This is a genomic window from Sulfuricurvum sp., from assembly GCF_028681615.1.
GTDB lineage: Bacteria > Campylobacterota > Campylobacteria > Campylobacterales > Sulfurimonadaceae > Sulfuricurvum.
Genome location: NZ_JAQUHV010000002.1, coordinates 268,022 through 283,261, shown reverse-complemented (window position 1 = coordinate 283,261; position 15,240 = coordinate 268,022). Strand labels below are relative to the sequence as shown.

The following is a 15,240-nucleotide window of genomic DNA, read 5'->3' as shown; positions in this document are numbered from 1 at the left end:
TATCTCCTTAGATACTGCAAGAGGTATCTACTTTGTAAACAGCGAGCTCTTTACCTTTGGTATCGACAACGTGTACGGCACAAGCGATACATGGGTCAAAACTATGAATAGTTCGGATAATTTCCAGCGGTTGTTCAGGATTGGCTACTTTAGTCCCGATCAAACTCGCTTCATACGCACCCATACGTCCTTTATAGTCACGCGGAGCCGCATTCCACGTTGAAGGAACGACCGCTTGGTAGTTAACTACTTTTCCGTCTGCAATACTAACCCAGTGCCCCAATGAACCGCGCGGTGCTTCTGCAAGCCCCATACCTTTGGTACTCATACTGACTTCGTCAAAATTAAAATCAGTCCACGTTTTAAGATCGCCAGCCGCTGCATTTGCCGCTAGTTCGTCTACCCATTCAATCATTACATCAGACATCAACGAAGTTTCAATAGCACGTGCCGCAGTACGCCCGACAGTACTGAACAATACTGCGATCGGAAGATTTCCGCGTTGTAAGAACTCTGTCACATATTTTGTAATTCGTTTGTCTTTTCGTGCAACACCGACGACCATACGGGCCAACGGTCCTACTTCAACACGGGTATCGTTATAGATCGGTGATTTGATCCAGCTGTATTTCTCTTTGGTTTTGAGATAAGCAATACCGTCTTCACGTTTATCAAGACCCGTATATTCCGGAATCGTTTGCCCTTCATACGGATGAAGAGGTTTGTCCCCTTTATACCACGAGTGAGTCACGTCTTCCGCAATTTTTGCTTGGTCTACATCAGCTACTTTACTGATGTCGCCGCCGTAAACAATACCGCTTGGGAAAAGGAGCCCTGATTTATAAAAGCCGGTATCATCCAGACGGAAATCGCCGTAACTCATGTAGTTAAGCAGTCCGCCTCCGGTTCCACCGACCCCTTTGCCAGCCATCAACTCAGTAAATGTCGCTTTAGAATCCGTTGCTTCACCGGCGTACATTGTACCCGCCATATAAACATCCGGTAAATATGCCTCTTTTACAAACTTGCGCCCGGCAAGAAGCAATGATTTGAATTGTGCAATGCGAGCAGGGTTTTGAATATCCTGAACACACGTTACTCCACCGACAACAATCGATTGCGGATGCGGGTTTTTACCTCCGAAGATTGCCTGCATTTTTGCCAAATCACGTTGGATTTCCAACGCTTGAAGATAGTGGGCAACTCCGATAAGGTTTTGTTCCGGAGTCAATTTATAATGGGCATTCCCCCAATATCCGTTTCCGAAAATCCCCAAACGCCCTTGTTTCACAAATTTAGCCACGCGATCTTGAATCGCTTTAAATTCGCCTTCACCATCGATAAACGGTGATTCACCCGCAACAGCAGCCCATTTACGTGCTTCTGCCGCCGTTTTAGCCGGATCAGCCGAAAGAGCCGAAACAACATCGACAAAATCGAGAGCATGAAGATGATAAAAGTGAACGAGGTGGTCGTGCACATACAACGCACCCTGGATCAAGTTACGTACGATACGTGCATTTTTAGGAATAGTGATCTTAAATGCATCTTCGACCGCTTCGATAGAACGTTGATAGTGGGTACCGGTACACACACCGCAAATACGCATCGCCAACAAACCGCAGTCACGCGGATCACGCCCTTGTAAAATCGTCTCAATACCGCGGAACATGGTTGAAGCGCTGTATGCATCAACGATCGTGTTATTCTCATCAATTACTGCTTCAATACGCAAATGCCCTTCAATACGTGTAATAGGGTCAACTACAATATGTTTACTCATGGCTCTCTCCTGATTTTTCTCGTTTACCTGCTACGGCACTTGCTGCTGCATGGATACCGATACCGATACCGACTGCTGTCAGCATGCCCAAACCGAATTCGTCAACTGTTTTTTCTACACCGCCGGTAGGTGCTTTGATTTTCGCATCCGCCATCGGACGCTCATATGCGTATTTATCCCAGAAATCGGGTTCAGAACATCCGATACATCCGCGTCCTACTCCGATAGGCCAGTTGATCCCTTCGTTATAGCGGACAATAGAACAGTTATTAAATGTCATCGGCCCTTTACAACCCATTTTATAAAGACAGAAATTATTTTGAGCCCCTTTGTCACCCCATTCTTCTACGTATTCACCTGCATCAAAGTGTGCACGGCGTTCGCAGTTATCATGGATACGGTATCCAAACGCAAACTTAGGACGCAATAGTGAATCAAGCTCCGGAATTTGTCCTGTCAATAGATAATGCAAAATAACTCCGACCATATTTGCCGGATTTGCAGGACACGCAGGAATATTGATAATCGGTTTATTTTTGACAACATTCATAACCCCAACCGCACCGGTAGGATTCGGTGAAGCAGCCGGAATACCGCCGAATGTTGCACATGCACCGACCGCAACAATCGCCGCTGCATTTTCAGAACAACGCATCAAGTGGTCATGAAATGTTTCACCTGCTGCACCAATCGTCCCGTATTGCCCGTTCATTCCCATCGGAATAGAGCCTTCTACGAATAAAAGATACTTTCCTTTAAATGTTTCCATCGCCTCATCAAGCTGTTTTTCGGCCTGAAAACCGGCTGCAGCTTGCAAAGTCTCATGATACTCGAGAGAGATGATATCGAGAACGATCTCATCAATTTTTGGCCCGTCTGCACGTAAAAGTGCCTCAGAGTTACCGGCACAGTCTTGAAGTTCCAGCCAAATAACAGGGGCACGGTTCATCATGACCGCAGCATCAGCGACCAGCGGTGTAAACATCGGAGGGAGCATCAACATGGCCGTCGTCGCACTCGCCCATTTCATAAACTCTCGTCTATCAATTCCATTCTCTTCTAAAAGCTCTGAAAAATCGAGTCTATTGGCAGGCGTTTGTGCACGCATCTCATTTAAGCGCGCTTCACATTTTGCAAACAAGTCTTGGTAATACGTATCACCCTTGTTCGTTTCAACGCGCGAACTTTTCGAAGTAAACAGTTTTTTAACCGCTTCTATTTTATCGGACATGGTCCCCTCCTCAAATATTTATGAACAATCATTCAGTATTGTACGTCTGGATAACTTAAACGAATATTTAAAGCATAAAATTTATTGAAAAATATAATTTCTTATATATTTATGGGACAATATCGGCATCATTTCTACCCAGATATACATAAATAAATATTATTGATGTGTAAAAAGTTAATTTCTAAAAAGTTATTTTAGTGTGTCGTACAGACAGAGCAGACATCGAAAGTTCGAAAAATAAGAGAGGCTTTTGCCGTAGATTCAATTCCGAGCATTGCTTTTTGGGCAATCCCGGGCGAATCATAGGTGCCGTTTCCGAGATTCCACTGTGTCGGAGTGATAATGGAGTAAGAGGCTATTTTCCCTTTTTCAACCGTTGCGCGATGGATCAAAGAACCTCTGGGTGCTTCAACCACCCCTACACCCTTCCCGCTGATACTCTCAATCGATACGGGAGGAATAAAGGAAGATTCCGTGAAATCAAGTGAAGTGAGGAGCAAACGTACATAGGCTATGAGGGAAACTACCTCATCGATTCGGGCCGTAATCCGGGTCAATGCCGTATCGCCGTATTGCTGATACAGCGCACTCACCCCAGAGCGTTCAGTGCTGATGGCTCGAGCCAAAGGGCCGGTTTCATAAAACTTTCCGCGATACAGTGCATTTTTTGCATAGGTCTTCCCTCCGTGAGCAAATGTCTGTGAATCATCTTCACTCACAAAATCTATGTGTGCATAGCTGCGTTCATTAGGGGTAATCTCATGCGCATCTTCACCCAGCACCAAAAATCGTCCGTGACTTTTTCCTAAATCTAACAAATCCAACCGCTCAAAATAACGCAATAGCGTTCCGAAATCCCCTTCCATCAAAAGCAGCGATTCGACATCCATATTCGCTTCAAAATTTTCGGTTTTACACCCTAGAACATCCTTTTCGATAAAACGTTCGACATCGGATAGCAGTTTCAACGCCTGCATCACTTCAATATGGGTCGGATCGCATGTGACGCCGCCCGGATGGGCGTATGAGCTATGAGGCCATTGTCCGCTGAACAAAGCACTCATTTGATTAATCTGAGAAGAAGCGTACAGCGCTCTAAGGGCAACCTGAGGTTCCTTTCCTAAAAGCTTACCGCTCTCATGCAGCATTACAAGATAAAGCCACTTGATATGGTTCTGCATCAATTCGCACACTCTCGTCACTTCCCGGAGTGCGTGCGCTTTAGGAGTTACCTTCACAGCACTACCTGCGGAAGCATACAGATTTTCCAACATACGAACCGCCGCAATCAGATGCGAATGTCCGCAAATGCCGCAAACACGGGGAGCGATGACTAATGCATCCAGCGCATTACGCCCCTCTAAGATCGCTTCCATCCCACGAAAATGGAGAAACCGGATAGATGCTTCCTGAACGTGACCGCTTTTGTCGGTTTTAAAATCGAGTACCGCTTCTCCTTCGATCCGCTCGATCAGTTCATGCGTTATCATCGATCAATTTCCCTTCAAGGCGTTTGATATGAAACGATTTTGCTGCTCCGGCCAATGCCAAATAGCTCCGTTTTGGTACCCCAAGAGGCATCTCAGCGGGAATCGACATATAGGTTTTCGTCGTAAAAAGTTCCCGTTTTGGAAATGTCGGCTCGGTGCAACCGACACACGGCGTACCGGAACGGGTTTTGGAACTCACCTCGTTCCACAGTATCTTGTTACAGCTGCCGTGGGTAAAGGGACCTTGGCACCCCTGATCGTAAAAAAGACACCCTTCTTTGGTTCCAAATGTGTCGCAATCGACTTTCCATTCAAAATATTCGTTACGCAAACATCCGTTATGGACTAGATAGGCATACAGTTCTTTCGGGCGACGAAACTCATCTACCGCGATTGTTTTTTCCAACCGCATCATTTCAATAACAAAGCTTAGCCACTTCGGGTGAGCGGGGCAACCGCTGAGGGTAATCACTTTCTCCCGCATCTCTTTCAAAGGGCCGCTCTCTTTTTCTTTATCAAACAAAATGCCGCTTATATGTTCAGGGTCTGCTTCTTTAAAGATACCGCCGAAACTCGCACAGCTTCCCATCGCAATAATATGTTTTGCTTTGGAAGCAAGCGTATTTAACAGTTCTTCCATTCTCATACCGGCACGCTCAAAATCAGCTTTATACGCCCCTTCGAAAATAAGAATATCGGATTTGGGAAGTTTTTTTACCAGTTGGCGCAAATTCATCGAACACGGTAAAAGCGGATGATGAATAAACTCAGAGGATTCCAGAAGAGTCTCTAATGCCGGATCATTTAAAAATGAGTGCGTGTTGCCGTTGCAGGTGATCCCCTGCAACCAAATCATCTTGAGTTTAGCGGGATTTGAGGGCATTGTAGATGTTATCGCTGATGGAGGCTTCATAACTCTCCAACGGTTTAGGGAGGATTTTTTCCCCGTTTATAAATACCATTCCACCCAAATACCCCATAAAAAGGCCGAATGCACTGAAAAAGTCTTGGTCTTTGAGTTCGCCAGAACGCACCCCTTCTTCAAAAAATATCATCAGTTCGGTCACAAAGGCCGAAACGCAGATCATCCCTTCGCAACAGTTCTGAAATACTTCGCGATTGGAGAGATAGACCCGTAAAAAGTACTCGATCGTTTCAGGACGCTCTTGTGCGATTTTAAAATACATATGGACAATCGCTTCGACTTTTTCTTTTGTACTAAGAGGGCTTTCATTGATTTTCCGAATCTCTTCCCCCAAAATATTGGCGATATAAAGGATCAAATCTTTAGCCAACATCTCTTTCGAGGTAAAGTAGTTATAAAGATTCCCGACACTCATTCCGATTTTTTCAGCGATAGAGGGCATTGTAGTTTGATAAAACCCCTCTTTGGAAAAGAGCTCCAACGCTTTCGTCATGATGGAAACTTTACGTTCTTCTTTCGTTAATCGTGCCAAATTTTCTATTCCTACCGTTTATGATTTCGAATCGTAACGGAATCAAGTCCGTTACCTGCCCTCCCCTCAACAGAGGTAGAACGCATTCGTTTTCATAATTATAGCGAATACTAATTCAGAATTTTATAATGTGACAATTCCCGTCCCGTTGCATCGATCACATGAACGGCACATGCCAAACACGGATCGAACGAATGAACCGCACGCAACACTTCAAGCGGAGCGGAAGGATTCGAGAGTTTTATGCCGATCAACGACTCCTCATACGCTCCGCGTCCCTCTTTCGCACCTTTGGGAGAAGCATTCCACGTCGTCGGAACGACCGCCTGATAGTTGGCGATTTTAGCATCCTCTATCCGGACGAAATGTCCCAGTACCCCGCGCGGTACTTCGAAAATCCCCGCCCCTTTTGCCTCTTGAGGCAACTCTTCGAACACATATTTCGTCCATGTCGTCTCATCATAGTATTTGATATTCTCGATCAAATCACTCATCGTATCGAAAAGATAATCACAGCAGATCTGTGCTTCTATCGCACGCGCCGCATTTCGTCCCACCGTTGTCGAAAAATCGATCAGCTCCATCTCGGAACGTTTCATAAACCGCTCCATATAAGGGCGAATGACGGGAGAGTGTTTTGCATACCCGACGATCATCCGCGCCAGCGGTCCCACTTCCATGACATTGCCATCATATCTCGGCGCTTTCACCCACGTGTATTTCCCCTCGGTTTTAAGCGAACCATCTTCATTGAGATCGGTATAAAACGGTGTCGTCTCCCCATCATACGGAGAGAGCGGTGCATCGTTCTCATACCATGAGCGAGAGGCTTCTTCGGTGATTTTAGCCGCATCAAACGGCTCGATACTCTCGAAATTGTGCCCTTTGATCACACCGCTCTCAAACAGATGCCGGTCTTTTCCGAATCGGTATCCGCCGCAGCACATAAAATTTCCGACCGTACGCCCTTCTCCCGCTTTTATTGAATCGCGGTAAGCATTAACGAGCATCAGAGTATCGGGGATATAAGCACGTTCGATAAAGTCCCGTACCTCTTTGATAATGAACAAGAAGTCGTTCAGCCGTTGAGGGTTGAGCATATCGGCGACGCTCGTCACTCCGCCGACGACGAGGTTTTGAGGATGGGGGGTTTTACCTGCGAAAATCGCCACCGCTTTAGAAAGCTCGCGTTGAATCCGCAACGCTTCCAAGTAATGATTCATATGGACCAGATTCTCCTCAGGACTCAATCGATAGGCGTCATGTCCCCAGTAGCCGTTGGCAAACAACCCTAACCGTCCCGCGTTGACAAATCCTTCCAGCTTCTCTTTGATTGCTTCGAGATGACCGTCAGAGTTACGATACGGATGATCCGACCATTTCTCGGCATCTTTGGCGGCTTTCGTGCAATCAGCGGCGAGAGCACCGGTAATATCGACGAAATCGAGTGAATGGAGATGATAATAATGGACGATATGATCTTGAACAAACAACGAGAGGGTGACGAGGTTACGGATGATCTCGGCATTATGAGGTATTTCAATTCCGTAGGCCGCTTCCACCGCACTGATCGAGGCACGGTAATGGACGTTGGTACAAACACCGCAAATACGCTGAGCGATCAATCCCGAATCTCGGGGATCCCGTCCGCGTAAAATCGTCTCGATCCCGCGAAAAAGCTGCCCCGATGCCCATGCCTCAGTTACAATGTTATTCTCATCGATCTCAACCTCAATCCGCAGATGTCCTTCGATTCGGGTAATCGGGTCAATAATTATCTTTTTACTCATGACTTCCCTCCGGTAATTTACGATTATTGGCGTAGCTGTCAAACGCGATTTTTCCCTGTCCGCAGGCAAAACATCCGTGACCAGCCTGTACCGGCCAACTCGTCCCTTCATTGAATTTTACGAGTGAACAGTTGAGATCGGCGTAGGGCCCTTTGCACCCCATTTCAAAAAGACACCACCCCTTCTTCGCCCCTTCGTCTCCCCATTCGCGAACAAACTCTTCTGCGTCGTAGTGACCGCGGCGTTCACAGTTATCATGGACACGGAACCCGTATGCCCATTCGGGACGGTTTTTGGAATCGAGTTTTGGAAATTCATCGAACATGATGTATTGAAGCAGGGTTCCGACGATATTGATCGGATTCGTCGGACATCCGGGGAGGTTGATGATATCGTCTCTACCCAACGCTTCCGCGACTCCGACGGCACCTGTCGGATTCGGTGCGGCTGCGACAACCCCTCCGTCATACGCACATGATCCGACCGCCATGACGGCTACGGCATTTTTGGCAACGCGGCGCAATAAATCAACGCCCGTTTCCCCCTTCGGACCGATTCGCAAAAATTTGCCGTCCATCCCCAGGGGAACCGCCCCCTCAACGATCAGAAGATATTTCCCGCTGTCATTACGCAAAATGTTCTCCAGTGCCGATTCCGACTGATCCCCCGATGCCGCCATCAGAAGTTCATGATAATCGAGCGAGATATATTTGAGGATCAGATCATCCACTTTGGGGTGGGAGGTTTTGATAAACGCTTCAGAGTTACCCGTACAATCGGCGAGTTCCAGCCAAATGATCGGGATTTTATTCAGCTGTGTCACCCCCTCTTCTACAACCTCCTCGAACTGAGGGTGCAGATGCATCGATGCGGTAATCATCGATACCCATCGGTTGAATTCGCGACTCATTTCAAACGATTCCAACGCCTCGTGGAAATTCTCGGCATTCAACTGATTTCTCGGATGGAGACGATTGTATTTTTCGATCCGCGCACGTACTTTTTCCAGTTCCGCCGCTTGAGCCGCCGCTTCTTTTTCGGCACGCAGACGCGCCGCCTCTACCGGATCGACCGGAGTTGCGGAGATGATCGCACACACATCCTGTTTGCACCGTCCGCAGGTACGCCCCGCTTTGGAGTGTTCTTTGAGATCGGCAAACGACGTTATGGCGTTCTCGCGGATGATATCGACCAGTTCCAGTTCATGCACCCCTTCGCAGCTGCAAACGAGTTTTCCGTATTCCGACATCAGACGATTCGAATAGAGATACGCCGCATCGATCGGCGCATCGGTTTCGATTAGACGTTTGAGGGCAAGCAGATCGATATTGGTATTGATCCCGATAAAGCGTTTGAGCCTGTCGTGATTGACGATGTACTGATCAATACGGTCTCCGTGAGAGATCAGGATATTTTCGTTCTCTTGGTCATTCGGGTCAAAATCGGTTGCGGTAACGTCGGCAAACAAAAACGATCCCACTTTAAGCCCATCGATGGAAACCTCTTCTTTGAAAGTTTTACTCGTATCGCCCAAGATATTGGCAATGGCGACATCGGCCTCTATCGTGCACTCTTTCACCCGTCCGGCGATGAATCCCCCCTCTCGGAGCTGTGCCGCTTCTCCGACACAGTAGATATTTTCATCGGAAGTACGCATCCGCTCATCGACCAATATGCCCCGATCGCATTCGAGTACGTCACGGGCAAACGGGATATTCGGATCGATTCCGACTCCGAAAATGAGGAATGGGTTATCTATTTCCGTCCCGTTACGGGTCAAGATACGCTTAATTTCCGATCCGACAATCTCCCGATCAACAATCGCGTCATTAAAATCGATTTTGATACGGGGATCGGCTTCGAAAATTTCACGTATCAGCGCCAACCCCTCACGACTGATCGAGGCGGAGTAGAGATAGTTTTTTCGGACCAGCAGGGTGATGCTCTGCGGAGCACTGCTGCGCATGAGTGTGTCAAGAAGTTCCAATGCGATAGGACCCGCTCCGACAATCACGACGTTTTTGCCGATCATCCCCTGCGCAATCTGCTCACAATCTTTTTGGCTTCTGAACGTTGCCGCATTTTCAATGCCGGAGATATCAAAAAGTGCCTTAGGACGGGAACCTGTCGCGATGATCAGTTTATCGTAATGGAATGCGGCATTTTCGCTGAAAATGCGTTTCTCTGCAGAATCGATAGAGATGATTTTTTGGTTCAATTCCAATCGAACGGCGGGGTGAAGTTCCAACTCTATGGAATCGACACATTTACAATCTTCTACCAATTTACACAGGTGAATCCGATCGTACGGAGGATGCTCCTCATCCGAAACGATCACCACCTCAGATCCGCTATTTTGTTCCATAAGAGTATTGGCAATGTATACAGCGGCTATCCCGCCTCCGACAATTACGATACGCATTCTTTACTCCTCACTCTTGTTTTGGATTTTACCCGCCTGCTTGAGCGCTTTATACGCTTCGCGGCTTTGTTTGCATGCTTCTTCCCACGCGAACCATCCCTCGTTTGCCCCGTCTTCTTTCACGGCTGAGCGTTGTTTTGTTTCACTTTGCCATAATGCCTCTTCGGGTTTGGGACATGCACGTACGCATTCTCCGCAGTAGATACAAAGCCACGGATTATAGCGATACTCTTTTTCCCCTTCTAGCGGCTGATAAAACAAAATCGCTCCGGGAGGACATACCTTTTCGCATTTGTCACAGAAAATGCACGATTCTTTGTCATATTCGATCAATCCACGGTACCCTTTTGGAAGAACCATCTCTTCGGCGGGATAGTTTAGCGTATGTACCGGTTTAAAGAGATTCATCAATGCTTCAAACATCGACTTAAACATACTATTCTCCTACTTCGCCGTACAAGACATACACGGATCAAACGATGCCAAAATGGCAGGGGCATCGGCATATTCAGAACCTTTGAACACCTCCATCATCGCAGGGATGCCCGAAAAGGTCGGAGTCTTGATACGAACCCGCTCGAGCATGTTTCCGCCGTTACCGCGCACCAGATAAAAGAGTTCTCCGCGAGGAGCCTCGACTCGCACAACCGCTTCCCCTTTCGGTTTCCCTTTCGTCTTCTCCAGTATCTCTCCTGAGGGGAGATTATCGGCGATATTTTTACACATGGCAATCGAGTTCACAATTTCCCGAAGACGGACAAAATTACGGGCATATATGTCTCCTGTGGATTCAAGAACCATTTTATATCCTATCGCCTCATAAGGAAAATCGCTTGTCTCGACACGCACATCCGTTGCCAGACCGGTTGCACGGGCCAGCGGTCCCAGAGCGTTATAGGTATAGGCATCCTCCAAACTCAATACACCCACTCCTTTATATTTAAGCGACAATGACCAGTTGTTGTCGAAAAGTCCTATCAGCGTATCGATTTTTTCGGAGAGCAACGTGAGATTTTTATGTATCAGTGATGTCAGTTCAGGTGTTAGATCACGGTTTACCCCGCCGATAGCGATAAAATCGAACTGAACCCGGTTCCCGCTGATCGCTTCTTGAAGATCCATCACCAATTCCCGATCGGCCATAATCTGCATAAAAAGCGCTTCAAATCCTGCATTTTCCGCCGTATGAGCCAGACACAGCATATGCGAATGGATGCGATCGAGTTCCACCATCAGCATCCGCAGATATTTGATCCGATCATTCGCTTCATAGCCGAGCAGTTTTTCGACTGCAAGGGTATAGGAGAGCGAATGGGTTATCGCGCAAAGCCCGCAGACACGGGCTACGACATATCCCACCTGCTTAAACTCAAAACTGCGGGTACAGGCCAGTTCGACACCGCGGTGAACAAACCCGACATCGGCATCGACACCGATGATTTTTTCGTTCTCACATTCGAATTTAAACCGGATCGGCTCCAACAGCGAAATATGCTGAGATCCCAAAGGAATCTGAATCGTTTTTTTCATGATTCACCCCTTAGCGGATGCGGCAGAGAGTCCTCATCGAGGTAAAGCCCTTTTTCCGCCCCCTCTACAGTAAGCCCGAACATGTCGACAATCTCCCGCTCCCCCATAAACGCCGACGGAATCAACGAAACGACTGAAGGGATCGGCGTCTCATAATCGCTGATAGCATAATAGATGACAATTTCGTCTTTGACATGATATTTGGAAAAAATCCATTGCAGCTCAATTTTCCCTTCCCCCAAATCGATTCCGTTAACTGTCAGAAAATGCCATTTTTTCGGTTCATAAAACGCACCGATATCGGCCAACAGAGTGGCCAATGTTATCTCATATTTCATCATGTTTCACCCTTGTTGCCATATTAAGCCGGCTCAGTTTATTACCGACCATAGCAATGGCGCCGAACAGTTTAAACGGTTTTTCGATCTCTTTGCTTTTTGTTTCCAAAATCTCCAGTGCTTTGACGATCGCATCAATGATCAGCTGAGGCGTCGAAGCACAGCCCGGAACATAAACGTCTACAGGAATGTACTGATCGATTCCGTCTTCGACGTTATACATCCCCCGAAATACTCCCCCTGTGGCCGTGCATGATCCCACCGCTATCACCACCTTTGGTTCAGGGATTTGTGAATAAAGTTCTACCAGACGTTCGCGGGAGCGGTACGTCACCGGCCCCGTCACCAAAAAGATGTCCGACTGCTTCGGATTCCCCGTATTGATCACCCCGAACCGTTCCAAATCGAACTTCGGTCCCAGCGCCGCGAGGATCTCGATATCGCATCCGTTGCAGCTTCCGGCATTGTAATGCAATATCCAGGGTGATTTTTTACGAAATGCGGTAAAGAATTTCATAGCACGATCCACATTATATTGACGATAGACAGGCTCAAAGCCACCGCATAGATGATTTTAACCATATGCATTGTACGTACACGGGCAGTTGCATTATCAACCAGATTCACCAACAAAAAGACCCCTGCAACCAAAGCTGCTCCAAGACCGTACGATACTCCTGCGAAGATAAAAACAAAACTATAGATAAAAATATATTCGAGAAAGCGAGACATATATAAGAACTCGTAAAACAGACCGCTGTACTCGATCTCGACTCCGCCGACAATCTCCTGATGCGCCTCACCGACATCAAACGGCGATTTTTTCACTTTGATCGGAACGATCATCGCTAATGCGACAAACAGCAGCGGCATTTGGACTAAATATCCTCCCCCTCGGACGATCTGTGCGATATCGAAACTTCCGCTTTGCAGATAAAAACCGACCGCTACCAAAATCAGTATCGGTTCATACGCGATCAGCATCAAAAGCTCCCGATTCGCACCCAGGTGCGAATACGCCGATCGCACGCTATAGCCTGCTAGAATCAGCAGCATTTGGGCAAACAGATGTAGAAACACGATATAGAGAAGATTCCATCCCAAAAAGATCGCCGCGACGGTAAACCAAAGGACAAAAAAATGGGCAACCCCCAGCAGTGCGTGAGGAGCATGGACGATCAATGTCCGTTTATCCAAAAGTTTAAACATGTCATAAAACGGCTGCAAGACCGGAGGCCCCTGACGCCGTTGCATCCGAGCCCGCAGTACCCGTTCGCCTCCGTAAACCAAACCACCCAAAATCGGTGCAAGTGCAATCCATACCCAGATCATGAGAGCCCTCCAATAACCGCTACCGAAACAAACAGCAGGGTAAAACTCCAGTAAATCATCCGTTTTACTCGAACGGAAGGTTCAAAATAGACCAAGGCCGCATCAAAAGGCTCTTTTTCTCCGCAGTGGTAAGGGTCAGTCCGATCATATCGCTCCATCCCCCGCATAACCCTCGGCAAAACAAAGACGAAGGTCAGAGGAACCGCCAGCAATGCAAGTAATACATTGTGCTGGATAATGATGAATCCGGCACCGGACCCCACGATCAGAAGAGTCAAAAAAATCAACGGAATATTATAGCCATAGGGTATGCGTTCCCTTTCAGCAGAGAGCGTATCGGAAGGGTTGGAGAGAAGCGCCGAAGAGACTTTAAAATACAAAAGCACCAGCAATGCACTCCCGACGACCATAGAGACCAGTACGATCACTAACAAAGGGCGTTCCCGCAGAAGCGATGCCACCGAAGTAATGGCAAAAAGTTTCCCTACAAAGAGACCGAACGGCGGCAACGTCAACGAAACAAACCCCAGCACGATATAGCCGACCGTTTTGGGAGCACGATGCACCAGTGCACTCATCTCTTCGATGCTTTTGAGATGATACTGTTTTTCCAAAACTCCCGCCGCCAAAAAAAGCAGCGCTTTGGAGAGGGCATGAAAGAGCATCAGCACCATTGCAAGCATCATCGTCTCTTTCGTACCGATTGCCGCTAAAGCCATCATTAACCCCAAAAGAGCCACGGTAGAATATCCCAATATCTCCTTGAAAACCGAACGAGACAACGCCAGATACGACGCGGCGACAAATACCAGAGCCCCTATTATGGATAAAACCCCTCCGAGTAGCGTCGTCCCAAGTACCGGTGCAAGTTTTAAAATCAAATACGGAGCGATTTTGACCATCGTAGCCGAATGGAGCATCGCACTCACCGGGGTAGGCGCAACCATAGCTCCCAACAGCCAGCTATCAAACGGAACCGATGCCCCTTTCACCAATGCCGACATACTTAACAGCGCCAAAGCAAGAAGCAACATCCCTCCAGAATGCTGAAGCAGCGTGTCAAACATCAAAGTATTCGCACTGCGAAGCGCGATTAGTGCCCCTGCTAAGATCACCGCTCCTCCGATTTGATTCATCCAAAGCGCTCTGAGGGCATTTGTACGGCTGAGTTCATCATTGCGAAAAGCGATAAGCTGATACGATGCCAACGTAGTCATCTCGAATAAAAAGAAGAAAAGCATGAGAGAATTTGCGCAGACAATAGCATTCATGACCGACAGAAAAAGGAACATTCCGGCAATAAAAAGCTGTTTTTTGCGCAGTGTTGCCTCTTCATCTTCCATATAACGGACGGAATACAGTACGATAATCCCACCCACAATATTGATGATAAGAAACATAAATTTGGAGAGCCCATCGACCACTATCTCTGCCGAATGTCCAGAGGAAATATCATACTCCATTGTATATTTAGAGAGCCCATCAACCACTACCTGTGCTGAATGTCCTGATGAAGCAGCATGCTCAATGTATAGAAACAGCACTAACTGTACGACAGCTAACACGATGACTTTCGAGCTGTTGTGTTTCGTACCCTGATATAAAAAATAGAGCAATAAAATAATATCTGCGGCAATGATAACGGTATTAAAAAGAGAAGAGAGATGAAACGACATGTTTTCTGCGGAGGTAAAAAGTACAATCGATTGATAGCTCCCGATCGCTAAAACAGCCCCACTCAAAAAATACTGCATACGTTTGGAGGAGAACAGTGTTAAAAAAGCCGTTGCTATCGGTAATAGAATAAGTGTTAATAGCATCGTTCCGCATCCTTTTTAGGTGCAAATTTCATAGATTATAACAC

General features: G+C 47.2%; 13 protein-coding genes. All 13 read right to left on the bottom strand.

The genetic code is table 11. The features are described 5' to 3' along the window. Positions 1–7: 7 nt before the first annotated feature. Positions 8–1,783: a nickel-dependent hydrogenase large subunit gene (locus PHE37_RS04595; RefSeq protein ID WP_299993700.1), complete on the bottom strand. Its 1,776-nt coding sequence runs from the start codon at positions 1,781–1,783 to the stop codon at positions 8–10. Next, positions 1,776–3,014, bottom strand: a complete 1,239-nt coding sequence (locus tag PHE37_RS04590) for a hydrogenase small subunit (protein WP_299993701.1) — start codon at positions 3,012–3,014, stop codon at positions 1,776–1,778. The genes PHE37_RS04595 and PHE37_RS04590 overlap by 8 nt, the downstream gene beginning before the upstream one ends. 197 nt (positions 3,015–3,211) lie before the next feature. Next, the gene (locus PHE37_RS04585; protein WP_299993702.1) at positions 3,212–4,507 is read right to left on the bottom strand and encodes a nickel-dependent hydrogenase large subunit; all 1,296 of its coding nucleotides are present in this window, start codon (positions 4,505–4,507) and stop codon (positions 3,212–3,214) included. Further along, the gene (locus PHE37_RS04580) at positions 4,494–5,420 is read right to left on the bottom strand and encodes a hydrogenase (protein WP_300008244.1); all 927 of its coding nucleotides are present in this window, start codon (positions 5,418–5,420) and stop codon (positions 4,494–4,496) included. The genes PHE37_RS04585 and PHE37_RS04580 overlap by 14 nt, the downstream gene beginning before the upstream one ends. Next, positions 5,371–5,964, bottom strand: a complete 594-nt coding sequence (locus tag PHE37_RS04575; protein WP_299993704.1) for a TetR/AcrR family transcriptional regulator — start codon at positions 5,962–5,964, stop codon at positions 5,371–5,373. Before PHE37_RS04575 ends, PHE37_RS04580 begins: the two co-directional genes overlap by 50 nt. A 110-nt stretch (positions 5,965–6,074) precedes the next feature. Continuing rightward, a complete protein-coding gene (locus PHE37_RS04570) occupies positions 6,075–7,754 on the bottom strand; it encodes a nickel-dependent hydrogenase large subunit (RefSeq protein WP_299993705.1) in 1,680 nt (559 codons plus the stop codon). After that, a complete protein-coding gene (locus tag PHE37_RS04565) occupies positions 7,747–10,176 on the bottom strand; it encodes a hydrogenase small subunit (protein ID WP_299993706.1) in 2,430 nt (809 codons plus the stop codon). The genes PHE37_RS04570 and PHE37_RS04565 overlap by 8 nt, the downstream gene beginning before the upstream one ends. A gap of 3 nt (positions 10,177–10,179) precedes the next feature. After that, entirely contained in the window at positions 10,180–10,611 is a 432-nt protein-coding gene (locus tag PHE37_RS04560; protein WP_299993707.1) for a 4Fe-4S dicluster domain-containing protein, read from the bottom strand. Positions 10,612–10,620: 9 nt separating this feature from the next. Then, entirely contained in the window at positions 10,621–11,706 is a 1,086-nt protein-coding gene (locus PHE37_RS04555) for a nickel-dependent hydrogenase large subunit (RefSeq protein WP_299993708.1), read from the bottom strand. Beyond that, positions 11,703–12,047 carry an NADH-quinone oxidoreductase subunit C gene (locus PHE37_RS04550; RefSeq protein WP_299993709.1) on the bottom strand — a complete coding sequence of 115 codons (345 nt, stop codon included), beginning with the start codon at positions 12,045–12,047 and terminating at the stop codon, positions 11,703–11,705. The genes PHE37_RS04555 and PHE37_RS04550 overlap by 4 nt, the downstream gene beginning before the upstream one ends. After that, positions 12,034–12,561 carry an NADH-quinone oxidoreductase subunit NuoB gene (gene nuoB / locus PHE37_RS04545; protein ID WP_299993710.1) on the bottom strand — a complete coding sequence of 176 codons (528 nt, stop codon included), beginning with the start codon at positions 12,559–12,561 and terminating at the stop codon, positions 12,034–12,036. Before nuoB ends, PHE37_RS04550 begins: the two co-directional genes overlap by 14 nt. Next, complete coding sequence (locus tag PHE37_RS04540) at positions 12,558–13,376, bottom strand: complex I subunit 1 family protein (protein WP_299993711.1); 819 nt, start codon at positions 13,374–13,376, stop codon at positions 12,558–12,560. The genes nuoB and PHE37_RS04540 overlap by 4 nt, the downstream gene beginning before the upstream one ends. After that, positions 13,373–15,196 carry a proton-conducting transporter membrane subunit gene (locus tag PHE37_RS04535; protein ID WP_299993712.1) on the bottom strand — a complete coding sequence of 608 codons (1,824 nt, stop codon included), beginning with the start codon at positions 15,194–15,196 and terminating at the stop codon, positions 13,373–13,375. The genes PHE37_RS04540 and PHE37_RS04535 overlap by 4 nt, the downstream gene beginning before the upstream one ends. Between the last annotated feature and the right edge of the window lie 44 nt (positions 15,197–15,240).

Bases quoted from the DNA above. Each gene is read 5' to 3' on its own strand.
- PHE37_RS04565 (WP_299993706.1), bottom strand. From the start codon at position 10,176: ATGCGTATCGTAATTGTCGGAGGCGGGATAGCCGCTGTATACATTGCC.
- PHE37_RS04585 (WP_299993702.1), bottom strand. From the start codon at position 4,507: ATGATAACGCATGAACTGATCGAGCGGATCGAAGGAGAAGCGGTACTC.
- PHE37_RS04595 (WP_299993700.1), bottom strand. From the start codon at position 1,783: ATGAGTAAACATATTGTAGTTGACCCTATTACACGTATTGAAGGGCAT.
- PHE37_RS04535 (WP_299993712.1), bottom strand. From the start codon at position 15,196: ATGCTATTAACACTTATTCTATTACCGATAGCAACGGCTTTTTTAACA.
- nuoB (WP_299993710.1), bottom strand. From the start codon at position 12,561: ATGAAATTCTTTACCGCATTTCGTAAAAAATCACCCTGGATATTGCAT.
- PHE37_RS04580 (WP_300008244.1), bottom strand. From the start codon at position 5,420: ATGAAGCCTCCATCAGCGATAACATCTACAATGCCCTCAAATCCCGCT.
- PHE37_RS04555 (WP_299993708.1), bottom strand. From the start codon at position 11,706: ATGAAAAAAACGATTCAGATTCCTTTGGGATCTCAGCATATTTCGCTG.
- PHE37_RS04570 (WP_299993705.1), bottom strand. From the start codon at position 7,754: ATGAGTAAAAAGATAATTATTGACCCGATTACCCGAATCGAAGGACAT.
- PHE37_RS04550 (WP_299993709.1), bottom strand. From the start codon at position 12,047: ATGATGAAATATGAGATAACATTGGCCACTCTGTTGGCCGATATCGGT.
- PHE37_RS04540 (WP_299993711.1), bottom strand. From the start codon at position 13,376: ATGATCTGGGTATGGATTGCACTTGCACCGATTTTGGGTGGTTTGGTT.
- PHE37_RS04560 (WP_299993707.1), bottom strand. From the start codon at position 10,611: ATGTTTAAGTCGATGTTTGAAGCATTGATGAATCTCTTTAAACCGGTA.
- PHE37_RS04590 (WP_299993701.1), bottom strand. From the start codon at position 3,014: ATGTCCGATAAAATAGAAGCGGTTAAAAAACTGTTTACTTCGAAAAGT.